Source organism: Labrys sp. Lb11, assembly GCF_057554225.1.
In genome coordinates this window covers 596733-615269 of record NZ_BAAJOT010000004.1, presented here as the reverse complement: position 1 = coordinate 615269, position 18537 = coordinate 596733, and the positions used below count along the sequence as shown (strand labels likewise).

Genomic DNA, 18537 nt, shown 5'->3' with positions numbered 1-18537 from the left:
TTCGCCAAATTCCCCTGCGACATGTGGGCGATTGCCTGAAACCGGCACCATTGCCCTAACAGGCAATTCGCGATTCCCTTTTGGGCAACTCCTTGTTCCCTTTGATGCAATGGTTATTCCCCGGCATTCGGACGATGTTGTCACGGCACACCGGGAAGCGGGTGCGAAGCACAAGCACAGAGGACACGCCATGGCCACTCGCTCGATGACCGATCGGGCCTGGGGAGCGTTGGCAGGAGGTTTCCTTCTAGCGGCGACCGCCCTGTCTCCAGCCCAGGCTCAGGCAACCAACCAACCCAATATCCTGTTCATCATGGGCGACGATATCGGCTGGATGCAGCCGAGCATCTATCACCGCGGCCTGATGGTCGGCGAAACGCCCAATATCGATCGCATCGGCCGGGAAGGCGCGATGTTCACGGACTATTATGCCGAGCAAAGCTGCACCGCCGGCCGCAATGCCTTCTTCACCGGCATGCACCCGCTGCGCACCGGCATGATCCCGCCCCAGTTGCCGGGAAGTCCGTCCTATCTCAAGCCGGGCACGCCGGCGCTCGCCAAGTTCCTCTACGATCTCGGCTACACCACCGGCGAGTTCGGCAAGAACCACCTCGGCGACCACACGGACGCACTGCCGACCGCCCATGGCTTCCAGGAATTCTGGGGCTATCTCTATCATCTCGACGCGATGCAGGGCGTGAGCTTCCCCGACATCAACAAGACCCCCACGCAGCAGACGGTGGCGCCGCCCTGCAGGAACACCCCGGTTCCAGGCCTGAGCGATCCCCCTGGCGCCGTCGATCCGAAGACCACGCTCTGCCTGATGCCGCCGCGTCCGATGCTGGCATGCGCGTCCTCGGACGGTACCTCGGCGCACCAGGCGTGCAAGGACGAAGGGCCATTGACGCTCGAGCGGTCAAAGACGGTGGACGAGGAAATTTCAACCCATGTGATCGACTTCCTCGGCCGCAACGATCCAAAGAAGACGGGCAAGCCCTTCTTCGTCTGGTACAACCCGGCGCGCATGCACATCACGACGGTGCTGTCGGATAAGTACAATGCCATGGTGGGCGAACCCGGCGGCAAGGACTGGGGCGTCAACGAAGCCGGCATGAAGCAGATGGACGACAATATCGGCTACGTCCTCAAGAAGCTCGAGGACATGGGCCAGTTGGACAATACGATCGTCGCCTTCACCACCGACAACGGCGCGGAGACGATCACCTTCCCGGACGGCGGGGTCACGCCCTTCAAAGGCGGGAAGCTGAGCACCTGGGAAGGCGGCATGCGTGCCCCCATGGTCGTGCGCTGGCCGGGCCACATCCAACCGGGCACGGTCAAGAACGACATATTTGCGTCTCTCGATTGGCTGCCCACGCTGGTCGACATCGCCGGTGGGCCCAAGGGCAACGACCTGAAGGCGCAGATCGAGAAGGGCGCGTATCCCGGCATCGCCAAGACGACGCTCGACGGGGTCAATCAACGCGACTATCTCGAAGGCAAGTCAGCAAAGTCGGCCCGTGATGTCTTCTTCTACTATTCGGGCAAGGACCCGTCGGCAGTCCGGTATAAAAATTGGAAGATGTACTTCGCAATGGTGTCCGATGCGCCGACCGGCTTTATCAACGGCGTGCTCCCCTATCACTGGACACAGGTCGTCAACATCAAGCGCGATCCGTTCGAGACGTCGATCGGCGAACAGAACAAGACGCTCTTTGGCATGGGCGGGGCTCTCGCCGGGCCGACCACTGCGTACGTCTACGACTGGAACATGCTGCCCATCGGCCAGGCGCTGTGGCTGAAGGAGCTCGAAAGCTACATACCTTACCCGCCGATGCAGGATCCGGCCAGCTACAACCTTGAGCAGGTCATCCAGCAGGTCAAGGAGGCAAAAACGTCGAGTCATGCGGGCGAGTAGACGCGCAAAAAGGAAGCGGCGGGCGCCCGTGCGGGCGTCCGCCGCGTCGAGTCATGGGCCGCGGCTGGGAACGATCAGGAGATCGGCAATGAACCCGACCCGGGGTGGGGCGTTCGGCCTCCTCGCATCGTTTTGCTGCATGGCGGCCCTGCCGGCATCAGCACAGGCGACCAGGCCCAACATCCTCGTTACCATGGGCGACGATATCGGCTGCCGGACCATCCGCTCCTATAATCGTGGCATGATGGAATTTCGCACGCCGACTATCGGCGGGATTGCGAACGAAGGCGCGCTCTTCGCGGATTATTACGGCCAGCGATCCTGCATCGCCGGTCGCGCAGCCTTCATCACCGGCCAGAGCCCGACGCGCACCGGCCTGCTCAAGCCACAGGGCTACGTCACGGCGCAATTCGACAAGGACCATCTCGGCGACAGAAATGAACTCCTGCCGGCCGTCCACGGATTCGACGAGTTCCGCGGCAACATTTATCGTCTAAATGCTGAGGACGAGTCTGGACATCCAGCAACCGACCGGACCACAGCAAATGGGGAGCAGCGGATATGAAACCGATCGAACCCTTGCCGGGTCTCAGCCGCCGCCTGTTCGTGTCGGCATTGGCGCTTCTGCCCGGCTTCGCTGCGCAGATCCTCCCCGCCTCCGTATCGGCGCAGACGGAGACGGCCGGCGCCCCCTTGGCGTCATGGAACGACGACGACGCCAAGACGGCGATCATGACCTTCGTCAAGCGGGTCACCACGCAGGGTTCGCCCGACTTCATCCCCGTCCCGGACAGGATCGCGACCTTCGACAATGACGGGACGCTGTGGTGCGAGCATCCGATGTATGTCCAGCTGGCCTTCGCGCTCGATCGCGTGAAGGCGCTGGCGCCCATGCATCCGGAATGGAAGAAACAGCAGCCGTTCAAGGCCGTGCTCGACGGCGACGTGAAGACCTTGGCCAAGGCCGGGGAGCGCGGCCTGGTGGAACTCGTCATGGTCACCCATGCCGGCATGACGACGACGGAGTTCGCGGACATCGTGACGCAATGGCTTGCAACCGCGCGTCACCCCCGGTTTCAGCGGCCCTATACCGAGCTCGTCTACCAGCCGATGCTCGAGGTGCTCGCCTATCTGCGGGCACACGACTTCAAGACCTTCATCGTCTCGGGCGGCGGCATCGAGTTCATGCGTCCCTGGTCGGAGCGGGTCTACGGCGTCGAGCCGCAGCAGGTGGTGGGATCCTCGATCAAGACGGAGTTCCAGATGCGCGACGGGCGGCCCGAGCTCTTCCGTCTGCCGCAGGTCCATTTCATCGACGACAAGGCCGGCAAGCCGGTCGGCATCAACGAGCATATCGGCCGACGCCCCGTCGCCGCCTTCGGCAATTCCGACGGCGATCTGGAAATGCTGCAGTGGACGACGATGCGCGGCGGAGTCCGTCTCGGCGTGATCGTGCACCATACCGATGCGGACCGCGAATATGCCTATGACCGGGACACCGATTTCGGCCGCCTCGACCTGGCGCTGGATGCGGCGGCGGCCAACAATTGGACGGTTGTGGATATGAAGAAGGACTGGAAGACAATTTTCGCGGCTGAATAAACTGGGAGCCGAGGCGATGGCCGATGGTGACTTGCCGCAGACCTCCACAAAACTGTCGCATATGATCCGCATCCCGGGCGGCACGTTCCGCATGGGCTCGGACAGCCATTACGCGGAGGAGGCGCCGGTGCACCGCGTCACGGTCGCCGGCTTCTGGATCGATCCGACGCCGGTGACCAACCGGCAGTTCCGCGCCTTCGTCGAGGCGACGGGCCACGTCACCTTCGCGGAGATCGCGCCCGACCCGAAGGACTATCCCGGCGCGCTGCCGCACATGCTGCGGGCCGGATCGCTGATGTTCGAGCCGCCCCGGCAGGCGGTCGACCTGCGCGACTGGTCGCAATGGTGGAGGTTCAAGTTCGGCGCCAACTGGCGCAAGCCCTACGGCTCGGGCTCCTCGATCAAGGGGCTCGACGACCATCCCGTCGTCCACGTCGCCTGGCGCGACGCCGAGGCCTATGCCGCCTGGGCCGGCAAGGCGCTGCCGACCGAGGCGGAATGGGAGTTCGCGGCCAGGGGCGGGCTGGACGGCGCCGAGTTCGCCTGGGGCGAGGCGTTCACGCCCGGCGGCCGGCACATGGCCAACACCTGGCAGGGCGCCTTCCCGCAGGAGAACACCAAGGCGGACGGCTGGGCCCGCACCTCGCCGGTCACCGCCTTCCCGCCCAACGGCTACGGCGTCTACGACATGATCGGCAATGTCTGGGAATGGACCGCCGACTTCTGGTCGACCCGCCACCCCGCCGACGCGCCCAAGGCCTGCTGCGTGCCGCTCAACCCGCGCGGCGGGCCGGAGGCCGGGAGCTACGACCCGCGCCAGCCCGAGATCCGCATCCCGCGCCGGGTGCTGAAGGGCGGTTCGCACCTGTGCGCGCCGAACTATTGCCGCCGCTACCGCCCCGCCGCCCGCCACGCCGAGCCCGTCGACACCTCGACCAGCCATGTCGGTTTTCGCTGCATCGTCCGCGAGGAAACACAGCCGTGACCTTCCCCGGTTGCATCAGGCGAAGGCATGGACAGTGGTCATGTCCGGCGCCGGAAAGAGCGCGCGCGCGTCGGTCAACGCCGCAGCGATGCTGAAGCGCTGATTTTGTTTGATCCCGGCCGGCGCGATGCCATTGCGCGCGGCATGAACGGACGTCGCCGGGATGCCGGCCAGGAATGTCCCGCGCCCTCGTGAGAAATCGAGCTGACCGGGCGCCCCGGCGGGACCATGCCGCGGGGCTCTACCCGGGGGAAATCGCCGTTTCGGCCAAGCGGGCGAAGGCCGTGGATCAGGCAGAGCGCCGAAGTCGCGCCTGTGGATCGAGCGGACCGACGGCGGTGGCCGCTGCCCTCCTATGGGAGCCTCCATCCGGCATCGGCTGAAAGGAAGCTTCTCACGATCGTGCACCATCGACTCACTTCCGTAGCTGACAGATAGCTTACAGTTTGCTTAGATGGCGCGGGCGACCAGGTGCGAAAACGGGCATGTGGGTCATCGCACTCTCGGGAATGGCTCGTGACGCGATGGCTTGGAGCGGGACCGGCGAGCTACAAGTCAAATGCGGCCTGTCGCGTTGCTTGCGAAGCAAGCAGAGGGCGGGATTCGCCTTTTTCCGCTCGCTCCTTCCTCTGGTTCTCGTCGTATTGTTGCCGGCGACCGGACTGCAGGCGGCTGCGGCCAAGCATGTCCTGGTGCTCTATGAGAACAACCGCCTGCTGCCGGCCAATATCGAGGGGGACCGCGGCCTGAACCAGGCGCTCCAGGCGGCGGGCCGCGCCGTCGACCTCAGCGCCGAGTTCCTCGACTATCCGCGTTTCGAGGGCGAGGCCTATTTCCGGATCGTCACGACCTATCTGCGGGACAAATACGCCTCTCACCCGCCGGACATCATCGTCGTCGGAGGCGACAAGGCGCTCGAATTCCTGCTGCGCAACCGGTCAGGCCTGTTCCCGGGCGTCCCGGTCGTGCACATGGGCGTCGAGAAGGATTTCGCCGACGGCTTGACGCTTCCACCCGACGTGCGCGGCGTGCCTTACAAGGTGGATTATCTCGGCACGATCGCGCAGGCCCTGCGCTGGCATCCGAAGGCACGCCGCCTGGTCATCGTCACCGGCGCGGCCGACCCGGACCGGGACTGGGAAGCACTCCTGCGCAAGCAACTGCCGGCGTTGCAGCCCCGCCCCGCCAGCATCGAGTTCCTGGCCGGCCTGCCGACCGCCGAGGTGGAGCGGCGCGTCGGCGCGCTCGGCGCGGATACGGTCGTCTTCACGCCCGGCTACTTCATGGACGGCGCCGGCCGCAACTTCGCCCCGCGAGACTCGGCGCGGGATATCGCCGCCGCTGCCGCCGCGCCCGTCTACGGTCCCTACAACACGTTCATCGGGGCCGGCGTCGTCGGAGGGCGGGTGTCGAATTTCGAGGCGATGGGCCGCATCGCCGGCGGCATCGTCAACCAGCTGCTGGACGGGCGCCGGCTGGACACGTTGCAGCTCCCCGACGCCATGCCATCGACGCTCAGCGTCGACTGGCGGCAGATCGAGCGTTGGGGGATCGACCCTGACGACATTCCGGCGGATGCGCAGGTGCAGTTCCGGCAACCCGGCTTCTGGGAGCTCTATCGCCTTCCGGCGCTCCTGGCCGCTGCCGCCTTCATCGTTCAATCGGCCCTCCTGGGCTGGCTCGTCTTCGAACGGGCGCGCCGGCGGCGCGCCGAAGGCGCGGCCGACAAGCATCGCTTCGAGCTCGCCCACGCCTCGCGGCTTGCGGTGGCGGGCGAGCTGACGGCCTCGATCGCGCACGAGATCAATCAGCCCCTGGGCGCCATCCTCAGCAATGTCACCGCGGCCCGGCTGCAGCTCGAGGCCGGCGGCGCCGACCCGGAGGATCTGCGCCTGATTCTCGACGACATCCGCCGCGACGACGTTCGGGCGAGCGAGGTCATCCGCCGCTTGCGGACGCTGCTCGAAAAGCATGAAGTCGAGCGCAGGCCGCTCGAGCTGAACGAGGCCCTGGCCGAGACCGAAGTCCTCCTCCGGGCCGAAGCGCGGCGCCGGCGCGTCGACCTGGCGGTTCACCCGTCGCCCGCCAGCATCGGGATCGTGGGCGACAGGACGCAGATCCAGCAAGTCCTGATCAACCTGGTCCTCAACGCCATGGACGCCGTCGCCGAAAGGCCGGAAGAGGCGCGGCTGGTCACCGTATCGGTCGCGCGGACAGGGTCCGTCGCCGCCATCAGCGTCGGCGACAGCGGCCACGGCATCGCCAGGGAGCACCATGCGCAGCTGTTCGATTCCTTCTTCAGCACGAAGCGAAGCGGCATCGGTCTGGGGCTCTCCATCGTTCGCACACTCGTCGAAGCGCATGGCGGCAAGGTCTGGGCGGAAAACCGGCCGTCGGGCGGCGCGATCTTCCGCGTCGAGCTGCCGGCGGACGCGCAGGCCAGGGCGGAGGCGGCGGCATGAACCACAAGCCCGTCATCCACATCGTCGACGACGATGAATCGCTGCGAACGGCCCTGCTCCGGCTGCTGCGGGCGCAGGGCTTCGAGGCCGTCGGCTACGCCTCGACCGGAGAATTCCTGTTGCATCCGCCGGCCGACCGCCACGGCTGCGTCCTGCTCGATGTCTACATGCCCGGGCCGTCCGGCCTCGAGCTGCACGCGGCCCTGAAGCACCAGGGCAGCCGGATGCCGGTGATCTTCATGACGGGGCATGGCGACGTCGCCTCCTGCCTGTCGGCCATGAAGGCGGGCGCGATCGACTATATCGAGAAGCCGGTCGGACCGGAGACCCTGCTGGCGGCGATCGGCCTGGCGCTGCGGCAGGACGAGCAGGCGCGGGCACTTCGCCGGCGGCAGGACGAGCTGCAATCGTCGTTCGCGACCTTGTCCGACCGCGAGCGCCAGGTGTTCGACCTGGTCGTGGCGGGGAAGCTGAACAAGCAGATCGCCGACGATCTCGGCGTCGCCGAACGAACCGTGAAGGCGCAGCGCGCCAGCCTCATGAGCAAGCTCGGCGTCGATTCGGCCGCGGCGCTGGGACGGCTCGCCGAGAGGCTGCGGGCGATCGCCGAGGAGCCGCCCTGAAGGCCGGCCGGAGACGCCCTGCACTTTCGGGCAGCCGACATGCCTGTTGGTCCAATGGCGGCGGCGGCGTGATCGCCGCATAGTGGCGGCAGGGGGGTTCTCTCATGGCCGCTCGCCTGAAAGTCCTTGTCGTGGACGACGACGACAGCATGCGAAGCGCCCTGGCGCGCCTGATGAAAGCCGCCGGCCATGACAGCATCGGTTTCGAATCCGCCGAAACCCTGCTGCAGTCGGGCGCCGCCGCCGGGGCGGACTGCATCGTCAGCGATCTGCACCTTCCCGGCATGTCGGGGCTCGACCTGATCGACGCTCTGCGCCGCGGGCGGCAGGACGGACCGCCGGTCATCCTCATCACCGCCTATGACGCGCCGGGCCTGAGCGAGAAGGCGCTGCGGCGCGGCGCGGCGGCCTATCTCAGGAAGCCGTTCCAGGGCGATGCGCTGGTCGAAACAGTGCGGCGTCTGGCCGGCGGCCATGCGGGCCGGATGCCGCCGCCCAAGGCGTGATCGCAAGACGCGTCATGGAGAAGACACGAGGCTCCTTCGCGGCGGCGCGAGGGCGCGCGCTCTCAGCCCGCCGCGCTCCTCGCGGCCGCGACGCCCCGGTCGGCCTTGCGGGCCCGCTTGGCGTCGTACATCAGCCGGTCGGCCGCGTCGGCGAGCGCCTCGACCTCGCGGCCGTCGTCGGGGAAGACGGCGATGCCGATGCTGGCGGCGAGGTCCACGGGCTGGTCCTCGAAGCTGAAGGGCGCGCTCAGCCGCTCGCCGATGCGGCCGGCATGGCTCCGGGCGCCTTCGCGGCTATCGATGCGCGACAGGATCACCCCGAATTCGTCGCCGCCGACGCGCGCGACCGTGTCGGACTGGCGCGACACGCTGGCGAGGCGGGCGCCCACCTCGCGGATTGCCGCGTCGCCGGCGCGGTGGCCATAGCGATCGTTGATCGGCTTGAGGTTGTCCATGTCGAGGTTGACGAGACCGACCCGCTCGGAGCGGCGGCCGGCCTGGAGGAGGCAATGCCGGAGCCGGTCGAAGAACAGGGCGCGATTGGCGAGCCCGGTCAGGGGATCGTGCGTGGCCTGGTGGTAGAGGTCCCTGGCGTTCCAGCGCGTGGCGTGGAACATGGCCGCGGCGATCTGCTCGGACATCAGGCCGAGGACGAAGAGGTCGTCCTCGCCGAAGGCTGCGATCGCAGGAGAGGTCACCTTCAGCACGCCGACCGTAGCGCCCGCATGGTTGAGCGGCATGACGATCATCGACCGCAGCCCGACCCGGCGGCAGGCCTGCCTGTCGACGCGCTCGTCGGTCTCGGAATCCTCGCAGCGCAGGATCTGGCCGGTCGCCACGCACAGGCCGGACAAGCTGCCCTGACGCCGCAGGCGCAGGCCGAGCTGCTGCTCGAGGTCGCCGGATACGGCGCGGTAGACCATGTCCTCGCCCTCGGCGAGTTCCACGACCGCACCCGTCGCCCGCGTGAGATGGCGGACCCGCTCGGCAACGCAGGCGATCACCGCGCCGAGGTCGAGGCCGAGCTTGGTAATCTCCGTTTGCGTTCTGACGATCTCCAGGAGCGTCTCGGGAGACACCTTCGACGCTGATTCAGAGTGATGCATTGCTGAGCCCGGCATCCATCATTTCAAGGCGACGTCATATCCTGCATACAAACCACGAATTTCTTCGCGCTTCACGCGCAAGCTAGCGTCCCGCAAACGACATCACAATCAAAAGCCGACCGCTTGTTGCCTCTACTGCGGCGGCGCACAGGGCAGGCCGGCTGTCGGCGGCGAAGACCGGGTGGCCGCTCCGATTGCTTCCTCCACCGGTACCGCGCCGGCGCGAGCCCGCAGGAACGCTTGAACAGGCGCCGGAAGAAAGTCGGGTCGTCATAGCCGAGCCGGACGGCCACGCCGTCGGCCCGATCGCGGCCCGTTTCCGGGAACTGCCTGGCCTCCTCCACGGACCAGGACATACGCGACGGGTGCAGAGCCGGTGACCGACCCGGGCCGCCCGCTGGTTTACGGCTCCCCTGTCGGGGGCCCTGAAATGCCTGCATGGGCATAAGCTCGGGACGGGGAGGACGACAAAGGCGACCAGAGTTTGACGCAGATCAAGGTCGCAATCGCTCACTCGGGAGAATCGTCAGTTTCCATGGTCGAGCGAATCTTCCTGGCCCCGCAGGGAGGCCGCGCTCCCGGGCTCTGGAAGCTTCACGCCGAGAGGAGGAAAGCAGGGATGTTCAAGGTCATCATCTGGGCGACTGACGGTTCGAGCGGAGCCGAACTGGCGCTCCCGTACGCCAAGGGCCTCGCGCAGGCTCATGGCGCCCGGCTCATTGCCGTGCACGTCGATGAGCTTGCGGTGAGTCGGGGCGGCGGGTCGGTCCACGTGGATGAGCCCGAGGTCCAGAGCGCAATCCGGAAGACGGTCGAGGGCCTGCAGCAGCAGGGCCTGGACGCCACTCTCCACACGGCGAGGCTGTGGATGGGAGGTGCTGCGCATGGGATCGCGGAGATCGCAAAGGAGGAGGGAGCCGATCTGATCGTGGCGGGAACGCGCGGCCATGGCCCGATTGCCGGACTGCTGCTGGGCAGCGTCACCCATCGCCTCGTGCAGATCGCCCCCTGCCCGGTGCTGGTTGTCCCGACCGCGCCACAGCGCGCTTAGGCCGTTCATCAATCAGTGAATCAACCTGGGTGTCATGGGCGGATCAGGTCCGACCATGATGGCTGAGATGGCATGCCCTGCGCGTAACGAAGCACGTGTTCGCAGACGAGCCCTTGGCCGGGATGGTCGTCCGGCTCGGCGCGCCAGCGCCCAGCCGGACGCTCCGTTTCAGGCCATCGGCTGCTTCATGCGGACCTGGCGTGTCGCCTTGCCTGCTGCGCTTCGGAAGCGCTGCAATGCCGCGAGCGATTTCCGGCTCGGGGACGAACGTCTTGCCTTCGGCCTGATGGCACACGGTCAACATGAAGGCAGCAGATCGCGCGGACGCCGATGCATGCTCGCGGCCTCCGGCGGAGGTCGGTTCCCTTTGATTTTTCGGGCTTTCCGATTGCCGAGCGACGGCGACAGACTGTGATTTGGTGCCCCTAGCCGGAATCGAACCAGCACTCCTTGCGGAATCCGATTTTGAGTCGGACGCGTCTACCAGTTCCGCCATAGGGGCAACGCGGCGCGGACTATAGCGCCAGCGCTCCTGCCGTCAATCATGAGGGCCGATTTCATGGAGCCGGCGCCTCACGCCTCCTCGTCCTCCAGGTCGGCGCCGGCAGGATTGTGGATGATCCTGTCTCGGCTGTAGGAGAGGATCTCGCGCTTTCCGGCATGGTTGGCGGGTCCGACGAGGCCCTCCTTCTCCATGCGCTCGACCAGGGAGGCGGCGCGGTTGTAGCCGATCTGCAGCCGGCGCTGGATGTAGGAGGTCGAGCACTTCTTGTCGCGCATCACCACCTTCACCGCCTGGTCGTAGAGCTCGCCGCTCTCCTCGCCGCCGAAGGCGCCCTTGTCGAACACCGCCGCATCGGCCTCCGCCTCCTCGCCCTCGCCCTCCTCGTCCGCCGTGATCGTGTCGAGATAGTCCGGCCGGCCCTGGGCCTTGAGATGGGCCACCACCTTCTCCACCTCGTCGTCCGACACGAACGGCCCGTGCACGCGGGTGATCCGACCGCCCCCGGCCATGTGCAGCATGTCGCCCTGGCCCAGGAGCTGCTCGGCCCCCTGCTCGCTCAGGATCGTCCGGCTGTCGATCTTCGAGGTCACCTGGAAGGAGATGCGGGTCGGGAAGTTCGCCTTGATCGTGCCGGTGATCACGTCCACCGACGGGCGCTGCGTCGCCATGATCAGGTGGATGCCCGCCGCCCGCGCCATCTGCGCCAGCCGCTGGATCGCCCCCTCGATGTCCTTGCCCGCCACCATCATCAGGTCGGCCATCTCGTCGACGATGATGACGATGTAGGGCATCGCCGACAGGTCCATCTCCTCCTGCTCGTACAGCGCCTCCCCCGTCTCCTTGTCGAAGCCGGTCTGCACCGTGCGGATGACGCTCTCGCCCTTCTCCTGCGCCGCCGCCGCCCGGGCATTGTAGCCGTCGATGTTGCGCACCCCGAGCTTCGACATCTTCTTGTAGCGCTCTTCCATCTCGCGCACCGCCCATTTGAGCGCGAGCACCGCCTTCTTCGGGTCGGTCACCACCGGCGCCAGAAGATGCGGGATGCCGTCATAGATCGACAGCTCCAGCATCTTCGGGTCGACCATGATCAGCCGGCACTCCGTCGGCTTCAGCCGGTAGAGCAGCGACAGGATCATGGTGTTGATCGCCACCGACTTGCCCGAGCCGGTGGTGCCGGCCACCAGGAGGTGCGGCATCTTCTCCAACTGGGCGATCACCGGCTCGCCGCCGATGGTCTTGCCCAGCGACAGGGCCAGCTTGAACTTCGACTTCTCGAAATCCTCCGAGCCGATCAGCTCGCGGAAATACACCATCTCGCGCTTGGCGTTCGGCAGCTCGATGCCGATGACGTTGCGCCCGGGCACCACCGCCACGCGCGCCGACAGCGCCGACATCGAGCGGGCGATGTCGTCGGCAAGGCCGATCACCCGCGAGGACTTGATGCCCGGTGCCGGTTCCAGCTCGTACAGCGTCACCACCGGGCCGGGCCGCACATGGATGATCTCGCCGCGGATGCCGAAATCCTCCAGCACGCTCTCCAGGAGCCGCGCGTTCTGCTCCAGCGCCTCCGTCGAGATCGCCGCCCCGGTCGGCTTGCGCGGCTCGGCCAGCAGCGTGAGCGGCGGATACTCCCAGCGGTCTCGCATCAAGAGGTCGGGCTGGCGCTCCTGCTCCAGGCGCCGGCCCTGCTTGGGCGGCGGCGGCGGCAGGGTGACGCGGCTCGACACCGGCGGCGGCGTGTCGCGCTCGGCGGCCTCGGCCGCGCTCATCAGGCGGCGCGACGGCGCCGCAGCCGGCGCGGCCGGAGCAGCGGCCTGCTGCTGGCGCCGGGGCGGGGCGACGAAGGGCGGCGCATCGTCCTCCTCGATTTCCGGCGGCTCCTCGAAGGCCGCCTCGTCGAGCGCGACGGCCTGGTGCGGCCGGCGAGCGTCGGGCCGCGGGGCGGTGCGAGCGGAGAGCACCGGCTCGCGCCGGCCGTCGGGCAAGGGGGCGTCGACCAGATATTCCTGGGGCTCGATGCGCGCCAGCACGTCGCCGATGCCGATGCGGCGCTCGCCGTCGCGCCGGCGGGGCCGCTCGGGGCGCGGGCGCCGACGGGTCAGGGCGTGCTTGAGGCTCAGGGCCCAGTGCATGACCGCCCCCAGCGACACGGCGCGCCGCTCGTCGTCATCGTCATTGTCGTCGTCGGGAGACAGGCGCGGCTCGCCGCGCATGCGGATCGGCATGTGCGGCGTGCGCTCCTCCTCCCGCCTGGACGGGTGGAAGAAGAATCCGGAGGCGACCACCAGCGCCGCCACCATGCCGAAGCCGAGCGCCAGTGTCAGCAGGCTCTGCGCGAGGCCGGCGCCGCGGGTGAAGAACAGGATGGCCGGGACGCCGAAGATCCAGTCGCCGACGACGCCGCCGAGGCCTGTCGGCAGCGGCCATTGCGGCGTCACCGGGAAGCCGGCGGCAAAGCCCGCCGCCAGGGCCGCGCCGAGGATCCAGGTGAGGATCCGCAGCTTCTCCGAATCGACCAGCTTGTGGGCGAGCAGGCGCCAGCCCCAGAAGGCAATGGGCAGCAGCACCGCCACGGCGCCGACCCCGAAGAGCTGCATCATGACGTCGGCGACGGCGGCGCCGGGCTCGCCGAGCCAATTGCGCACCGGGCCGGACGTGGCATGGTTGAGGCTGGGATCCTGCACCGACCAGGTCGAAAGCGCCACCGCCGCCAGCCCGGCCAGGGCCAGCAGCGCCATGCCGCCGAGCTCGGTCAGGCGTCGCGACAGCATGCCGCGCACCTCGTCTGGCAGGGAATAGCTCCGGGAGAAGCTGCGTCGGGTGGTTCGCATCACCGAGCCTCAAAACAGGGCGGGACGCCGGAACGCCACGCCGCCAACTTGGACCCGACAGTAGGGGCCGCCCGGTTAAGGGGCGGTTTATGGTTGAGCGGTCGTTAAGACCGCCGCCTGCCGCGGCTCGCCGGGCGGCGGCGGATTGCCCAGGGAGGCGCCCGGAGCGGCCCGGCTGCAGGGCTTCCAGGCGGCGAGCCTGAGGCGCAGATCCTCCACCAGCCGGCGGCCGGCGCGGCCGAGCCGATCGCCGCTGCGGCGGACGGCATAGAGTGGGAGGACGAAGCCCTCGCTCTCGGGAATGACCAGGCGCTGCAGCCGGCCCGCCTCGATATGGCCTTCGACCAGATGGATCGGCATGTGACACCAGCCCAGGCCCGCCAGCAGGAAGTCGAGGCGGGTGGCAAGGTCGGCGAAGCGCCAGATGTGCGGCGAATAGATGTGGCCGCGCAGGTTCTGGGTCAGGGTCGAACGATCGGTAAGGACGAGCTGGGTGTGCTCGGCCAGCGCGGCGCGGCCGACGGGCGAGGGCTCGCGCGCCAGCGGGTGGTCGCTGGCGACGACCGGCACCATGGCGATATGGGCCAGCAACGCGGCGTCGAGATCGGCCGCGCCGGTGGCGCGACTGCCCACTCGGACGGCGCGGTTGTCCGCGCCGACGGAGTGGACGGGATAGATGGCCAGGTGCGCCAGCCCGTCGCGCAGGCGCTGCTCGGAAGCGCCGAGCCCTTCGGTGAACAGCGCCACCGGCAGGCCTGGAAAGGTCTCCTGCAGGGCCTTCAGGCTGGCCGTCAGCACCTCGCTCGGAAAGACAGCGTCGACGGCCAGCGTCAGCTCCGGCTCGATGCCGTCGGCGATGGCGTCGGCGCGCTGGCGCAGGGCGTCGGCATGGCGGATCACCTGCCGGGCCTCGGTGAGGATCGCCCGGCCCGCCTCGGTGACGACCGGCGTCTTGCCGGATCGGTCGAACAAGGCGAGGCCGAGCGTGTCCTCCAGAACCTGCACGGTCTGGCTGATGGCGGACTGGACGCGGCCGAGCCGGCGGGCGGCGCCCGAGAAGCTGCCGGTCTCGGCCACGGCGACCAGCACGCGAAGCTGGGTGAGGGTCAGCGCATCTATCATACCAACCGATAGATGACATCATTATTTGTCCAATTGCAATGATGCATGTTGCGACGCACATCAGGGGCAACGCCAACCAAGGTCGGCGGGATCGTCGGGCTCCACGCCGTGGGGCGGCATCCCGCCCCTGCCCCGGGAGTCCCCACCATGACCATTGCCGTCCGCAACGAGATCGCCAACGCCGCCAGCCTCGGCGGCAAGCTCGATGCCCCGGCGCTCGCGCGGCTCTTCCTCGAGGCCCGCACCCACAATGGCTGGCGTGCCGTCGACGTGCCGGACACGCTGCTGGCCGAGGCCGTCGACCTCGCCAAGATGGGGCCGACCGCCGCGAACTCTTCGCCGCTGCGCATTATCTTCGTCCGCAGCCCCGAGGCCAAGGAACGGCTGAGGCCGGCCCTCTCCGCCGGCAATGTCGACAAGACCATGGCCGCGCCGGTCACGGCGATCCTCGCCTATGACCGCAAGTTCTACGACCAGTTGCCCAAGCTCTTCCCCCACGCCGATGCGCGGGCCTGGTTCACCGGCAACGAAGCCTTCGCCGACGACACCGCTTATCGCAACGGCACGCTGCAGGCCGCCTACTTCATCCTGGCGCTGCGCGCCGTCGGCCTGGATGCCGGCCCGATGAGCGGCTTCGACGCCGCCAAGGTCGACGCCGAATTCTTCCCGGGCGGCCAGGTGAAGTCCAACATCCTGGTCAATATCGGCCATGGCGACGAGGCCAAGCTGTTCCCGCGCGGCCCGCGGCTTGCCTTCGATGAGATCGCCACGATCCTCTGAGGGTCGATTCAGAAGCGCTCCGGCGGCGCCTTGAGCATGCCGGCATAGACGCCCGGCTCCGACTGCGGGATCGGCGTCGCGCCGACCGTGCGCTCATAGAAGGCCGAGGGACCGACATCGCCGATGACGGCATAGCCGTAGCCGAGGGTGCGCATGTCGAGCAGCGTCGCCAGCAGCAGGCCGCGGCCGATGCCGCCGCCCCGGGCCGCCTTCTCAACGCCCGTCGGGCCGAAGAAGCCGCGGGCGACGGCGTCGTAGCAGGCAAAGCCCAGCAGGGTCCCGGCCCGGGTGGCAAGGAAGCAGGCCGGCGGCTGGCGGGCATAGGCGACGGTCGCCTCGCTCGCCCAGCCCCGGCCGAAGCGCTGTCGGATCCAGCCGGTGACGAGCTCGAGCTCGGGCGCCAGCGCCCGGCGGATGCCGACGCCGGCGGCCTGCAACCGGGCCTCGAGGGCGGCGTCCGGGGCGAGGATCGACAGGTTGACCAGATAATCCATGGGCTGCTTCGGGGTTGCGAGCGTCAGACGCAGGATTGTCGCCGCTGTGCCGCGGGCCGGCGATCGCCGGCCTCCCGCGGTTCAGGCCGCGAGCACGCTGTCATTGTCGAGCTTGGCGATAAGCCGTTCGATGACCCGGGCGTTGACGTCGCTCTGGGCGGCAAGCTCGACCATTTCCCGCGCCACCACGGTGAAGCCGAGCCCATGGTCGCCGGCGCGCACGGCCTCGAGCCGGGCATTGAGGGCGAGCAGCCGGAGGGTCTTCAGCGTCTTCATGATCTCGCCGGTGGCGTTGGCGATCTCGCGCGCCGCCTGGGCTCGCCCGCCGATATCGACCGCCTGATTCTTCACGTCGAGGATCACGCCGTCCAGGTAGAGCACCTCCCCCGTCACGGGATCGCGGAAGGCGCCGCCGGTCTCGAAGATCGGCTGCCATTCGCCGCTGCGGGTCTTCAGACGATAGTGTACCCGCCAGCGCTGCCTGGCGGCCAGGGCCTCGTTCACCGCCCTGTCGACCCGCGCCACGTCGTCGGGATGGGTGATGCCGGTGAAGGACTGGCGGCTGGAGATGAACCAGTCGGCGTCGTAGCCCAGCGTCGTCGAGAAGCCCGACGACAGGTGCAGCATCGTGAAGTCCTTGTCGTTCAGGCAGCGATAGAAGAAGCCGTCGATCTTGTCGGCGATGCTGCCGACGAGGCTCTGGGTGTGATCGGTGTCGATGGCCATCGGGCCGGATTCCAAACGTTTGCGCCGGCGCGGAAAATACCACCGTTAACCCTAACGCGGGGTTAAGTCGGCGCACCCGCCGGACGCACGCCGCTTGCCGCGCCGACCGTGTGGGTCCATTCTAGGGCCGAGATGCTCATTCCGCTCTACGACGACACTCCGATGCGACGCATCACGCGGCCCTATGTCAATTGGGCGCTGATCGCGGTGAACGTGTTCGTCTACGCGGTGTTCCAGTCCGGCCAGTTCCTCGACGCCCAGTACGCCGACGCGGCCTCGCCCTCCTTCGGCATGATCCCGGTGGTGCTGTTCCACGAGATGGACCTGCCGGCCGAATATGCGGTGATCCCGCAATGGCTGACCCTGGTGACCTCGTCCTTCCTGCACGGATCCTGGATGCACCTGGCCGGCAACATGCTGTTCCTGTGGGTGTTCGGCGACAATGTCGAGGACGACCTGGGCCATGCGCGCTACCTCTTCTTCTATGTCGCCTGCGCCGTGCTGGCGGGGCTGGCCCACGCCTTCATGCAACCGCACTCGACCAGCCCGCTGATCGGCGCATCCGGCGCGGTGTCCGGCGTCGTCGCCGCCTATGTGCTGCTGCATCCGCGCGTGAAGATCTGGGTGCTGGTGCTGTTCCGCATCCCGCTGAGGATGCGGGCGATGTGGGCGATCGGCGCCTGGGTCGTCTTCCAGGCCATCAACGCCCTCCTCGCCGCCTCGGAGGACGACACGGCCTGGTTCGCGCATCTGGGCGGGCTTCTGGCCGGGGCGGTGCTGACGCTGGTGCTCAAGCGGCCGGACACGCCGCTGTTCGACCAGGAGGACGCCTCGCCGCTGATCATGGAAACCACGCCGCCGGACCCCGAACCGCCGGGCGGCATACCGCCCTTTCCCCGAAACCCCGGTTGAAAATTCAGCCTCGGGCCACTAGGGTCCCGCCGCCGTTCGGCGTCCAACAGTGTGATCGCGACGCGACGCGTCGGTTCATCGCTAGCAGACGAACCGGCGGCCCCCTATCCCGGCCGAACTGTTTTTCGCCCGACGCATCCCTCGCCCTGGAGGAAATCCATGAAGGTTCTGGTGCCCGTCAAGCGGGTGGTCGACTACAACGTCAAGATCCGGGTCAAGGCCGACGGGTCGGGCGTCGACCTCGCCAACGTCAAGATGTCGATGAATCCGTTCGATGAGATCGGCGTCGAAGAGGCGTTGCGCTTGCGGGAAGCCGGCAAGGCCACCGAGGTGGTGGTGGTGTCGATCGGACCGGCCCAGGCCGCCGAGACGCTGCGCACCGGCCTGGCCATGGGCGCCGATCGCGGCATCCTGGTCAAGACCGACCAGACGGTCGAGCCGCTCGCCGTGGCGAAGCTCCTCAAGGCGGTGATCGGCAACGAGGCGCCCGGCCTGGTCATCCTCGGCAAGCAGGCGATCGACGACGACATGAACGCCACCGGCCAGATGCTGGCGGCGCTGCTCGGCTGGCCGCAGGGCACCTTCGCCTCCAAGCTGGAGATCACCGGCGAAGGGATCGACGTCACCCGCGAGGTCGACGGCGGCCTGCAGACGGTGGGGCTGAAGCTGCCGGCCATCGTCACCACGGATCTGCGCCTCAACGAGCCGCGCTACGCCTCGCTCCCCAACATCATGAAGGCGAAGAAGAAGCCGATCGACGAGACCACGCCCGAGGCGCTCGGCGTCGACCTGACGCCGCGGCTCAAGGTGCTGAAGACCGTCGAGCCGCCGGCGCGCCAGGCCGGCAAGAAGGTGGGCTCGGTGGCCGAGCTCGTCGCCAAGCTCAAGACCGAAGCCGGCGTGCTCTGAGCCCG

General features: G+C 67.9%; 17 protein-coding genes and 1 tRNA gene. 12 read left to right on the top strand and 6 right to left on the bottom strand.

Annotation, left to right across the window (positions count from 1 at the left end; genetic code table 11):
- The first annotated feature begins 190 nt into the window (after positions 1 to 190).
- From AC27L4_RS17425 to AC27L4_RS17390, 8 genes are all read left to right on the top strand, one after another.
- A complete protein-coding gene (locus tag AC27L4_RS17425; protein ID WP_487143493.1) occupies positions 191 to 1918 on the top strand; it encodes an arylsulfatase in 1728 nt (575 codons plus the stop codon).
- 88 nt (positions 1919 to 2006) lie between these two features.
- The gene (locus AC27L4_RS17420; protein ID WP_487143492.1) at positions 2007 to 2483 is read left to right on the top strand and encodes a sulfatase-like hydrolase/transferase; all 477 of its coding nucleotides are present in this window, start codon (positions 2007 to 2009) and stop codon (positions 2481 to 2483) included.
- Positions 2480 to 3520, top strand: a complete 1041-nt coding sequence (locus AC27L4_RS17415) for an HAD family hydrolase (RefSeq protein WP_487143491.1) — start codon at positions 2480 to 2482, stop codon at positions 3518 to 3520. The genes AC27L4_RS17420 and AC27L4_RS17415 overlap by 4 nt, the downstream gene beginning before the upstream one ends.
- A gap of 16 nt (positions 3521 to 3536) precedes the next feature.
- The gene (locus AC27L4_RS17410; protein ID WP_487143490.1) at positions 3537 to 4505 is read left to right on the top strand and encodes a formylglycine-generating enzyme family protein; all 969 of its coding nucleotides are present in this window, start codon (positions 3537 to 3539) and stop codon (positions 4503 to 4505) included.
- Positions 4506 to 4532: 27 nt separating this feature from the next.
- The gene (locus AC27L4_RS17405) at positions 4533 to 4700 is read left to right on the top strand and encodes a hypothetical protein (protein ID WP_487143489.1); all 168 of its coding nucleotides are present in this window, start codon (positions 4533 to 4535) and stop codon (positions 4698 to 4700) included.
- Between the two features lie 452 nt (positions 4701 to 5152).
- Entirely contained in the window at positions 5153 to 6967 is a 1815-nt protein-coding gene (locus tag AC27L4_RS17400; RefSeq protein WP_487143488.1) for a sensor histidine kinase, read from the top strand.
- Positions 6964 to 7590: a response regulator transcription factor gene (locus tag AC27L4_RS17395; protein ID WP_487143487.1), complete on the top strand. Its 627-nt coding sequence runs from the start codon at positions 6964 to 6966 to the stop codon at positions 7588 to 7590. Before AC27L4_RS17400 ends, AC27L4_RS17395 begins: the two co-directional genes overlap by 4 nt.
- Positions 7591 to 7694: 104 nt before the next feature.
- Positions 7695 to 8096: a response regulator transcription factor gene (locus AC27L4_RS17390; RefSeq protein WP_487143486.1), complete on the top strand. Its 402-nt coding sequence runs from the start codon at positions 7695 to 7697 to the stop codon at positions 8094 to 8096.
- Positions 8097 to 8158: 62 nt separating this feature from the next.
- On the opposite strand, the gene AC27L4_RS17385 is transcribed toward AC27L4_RS17390, so the two are convergent.
- The gene (locus tag AC27L4_RS17385; protein WP_487143485.1) at positions 8159 to 9175 is read right to left on the bottom strand and encodes a diguanylate cyclase domain-containing protein; all 1017 of its coding nucleotides are present in this window, start codon (positions 9173 to 9175) and stop codon (positions 8159 to 8161) included.
- Positions 9176 to 9821: 646 nt separating this feature from the next.
- On the opposite strand from AC27L4_RS17385, the gene AC27L4_RS17380 reads away from it, so the two are divergent.
- Positions 9822 to 10253 (top strand): universal stress protein, encoded by a 432-nt coding sequence (locus AC27L4_RS17380; RefSeq protein WP_487143484.1) that lies wholly within the window; start codon positions 9822 to 9824, stop codon positions 10251 to 10253.
- 417 nt (positions 10254 to 10670) lie between these two features.
- On the opposite strand, the gene AC27L4_RS17375 is transcribed toward AC27L4_RS17380, so the two are convergent.
- From AC27L4_RS17375 to AC27L4_RS17365, 3 genes are all read right to left on the bottom strand, one after another.
- A tRNA-Leu gene (locus AC27L4_RS17375) sits at positions 10671 to 10755 on the bottom strand.
- Positions 10756 to 10826: 71 nt separating this feature from the next.
- Positions 10827 to 13589 (bottom strand): DNA translocase FtsK, encoded by a 2763-nt coding sequence (locus AC27L4_RS17370; protein WP_487143483.1) that lies wholly within the window; start codon positions 13587 to 13589, stop codon positions 10827 to 10829.
- A gap of 87 nt (positions 13590 to 13676) precedes the next feature.
- Positions 13677 to 14711, bottom strand: coding sequence for a LysR family transcriptional regulator (locus tag AC27L4_RS17365; protein ID WP_487143482.1), 1035 nt, complete (start codon positions 14709 to 14711; stop codon positions 13677 to 13679).
- A 147-nt stretch (positions 14712 to 14858) separates the two neighbouring features.
- On the opposite strand from AC27L4_RS17365, the gene AC27L4_RS17360 reads away from it, so the two are divergent.
- Positions 14859 to 15491 (top strand): malonic semialdehyde reductase, encoded by a 633-nt coding sequence (locus AC27L4_RS17360; protein ID WP_487143481.1) that lies wholly within the window; start codon positions 14859 to 14861, stop codon positions 15489 to 15491.
- An 8-nt stretch (positions 15492 to 15499) separates the two neighbouring features.
- Here AC27L4_RS17360 and AC27L4_RS17355 read toward each other — a convergent pair whose 3' ends face one another.
- Together AC27L4_RS17355 and AC27L4_RS17350 are read right to left on the bottom strand one after the other, a co-directional pair.
- Positions 15500 to 15985 (bottom strand): GNAT family N-acetyltransferase, encoded by a 486-nt coding sequence (locus tag AC27L4_RS17355; RefSeq protein ID WP_487143480.1) that lies wholly within the window; start codon positions 15983 to 15985, stop codon positions 15500 to 15502.
- 81 nt (positions 15986 to 16066) lie between these two features.
- On the bottom strand, positions 16067 to 16711 hold the full coding sequence (locus AC27L4_RS17350; RefSeq protein ID WP_487143479.1) for a PAS domain-containing protein: 645 nt from the start codon (positions 16709 to 16711) through the stop codon (positions 16067 to 16069).
- Positions 16712 to 16873: 162 nt separating this feature from the next.
- Between AC27L4_RS17350 and AC27L4_RS17345 the strand changes: the two genes are divergently transcribed.
- Both AC27L4_RS17345 and AC27L4_RS17340 read left to right on the top strand, forming a co-directional pair.
- Complete coding sequence (locus AC27L4_RS17345; RefSeq protein WP_487143478.1) at positions 16874 to 17623, top strand: rhomboid family intramembrane serine protease; 750 nt, start codon at positions 16874 to 16876, stop codon at positions 17621 to 17623.
- Positions 17624 to 17782: 159 nt separating this feature from the next.
- Entirely contained in the window at positions 17783 to 18532 is a 750-nt protein-coding gene (locus AC27L4_RS17340; RefSeq protein ID WP_487143477.1) for an electron transfer flavoprotein subunit beta/FixA family protein, read from the top strand.
- The last annotated feature ends 5 nt before the right edge of the window (positions 18533 to 18537 follow it).

Coding starts and splice junctions, on each gene's coding strand:
- AC27L4_RS17425 (WP_487143493.1), top strand. CDS start 191: ATGGCCACTCGCTCGATGACCGATCGGGCCTGGGGAGCGTTGGCAGGA.
- AC27L4_RS17420 (WP_487143492.1), top strand. CDS start 2,007: ATGAACCCGACCCGGGGTGGGGCGTTCGGCCTCCTCGCATCGTTTTGC.
- AC27L4_RS17415 (WP_487143491.1), top strand. CDS start 2,480: ATGAAACCGATCGAACCCTTGCCGGGTCTCAGCCGCCGCCTGTTCGTG.
- AC27L4_RS17410 (WP_487143490.1), top strand. CDS start 3,537: ATGGCCGATGGTGACTTGCCGCAGACCTCCACAAAACTGTCGCATATG.
- AC27L4_RS17405 (WP_487143489.1), top strand. CDS start 4,533: ATGGACAGTGGTCATGTCCGGCGCCGGAAAGAGCGCGCGCGCGTCGGT.
- AC27L4_RS17395 (WP_487143487.1), top strand. CDS start 6,964: ATGAACCACAAGCCCGTCATCCACATCGTCGACGACGATGAATCGCTG.
- AC27L4_RS17390 (WP_487143486.1), top strand. CDS start 7,695: ATGGCCGCTCGCCTGAAAGTCCTTGTCGTGGACGACGACGACAGCATG.
- AC27L4_RS17380 (WP_487143484.1), top strand. CDS start 9,822: ATGTTCAAGGTCATCATCTGGGCGACTGACGGTTCGAGCGGAGCCGAA.
- AC27L4_RS17370 (WP_487143483.1), bottom strand. CDS start 13,589: ATGCGAACCACCCGACGCAGCTTCTCCCGGAGCTATTCCCTGCCAGAC.
- AC27L4_RS17365 (WP_487143482.1), bottom strand. CDS start 14,711: ATGATAGATGCGCTGACCCTCACCCAGCTTCGCGTGCTGGTCGCCGTG.
- AC27L4_RS17360 (WP_487143481.1), top strand. CDS start 14,859: ATGACCATTGCCGTCCGCAACGAGATCGCCAACGCCGCCAGCCTCGGC.
- AC27L4_RS17355 (WP_487143480.1), bottom strand. CDS start 15,985: ATGGATTATCTGGTCAACCTGTCGATCCTCGCCCCGGACGCCGCCCTC.
- AC27L4_RS17350 (WP_487143479.1), bottom strand. CDS start 16,711: ATGGCCATCGACACCGATCACACCCAGAGCCTCGTCGGCAGCATCGCC.
- AC27L4_RS17345 (WP_487143478.1), top strand. CDS start 16,874: ATGCGACGCATCACGCGGCCCTATGTCAATTGGGCGCTGATCGCGGTG.
- AC27L4_RS17340 (WP_487143477.1), top strand. CDS start 17,783: ATGAAGGTTCTGGTGCCCGTCAAGCGGGTGGTCGACTACAACGTCAAG.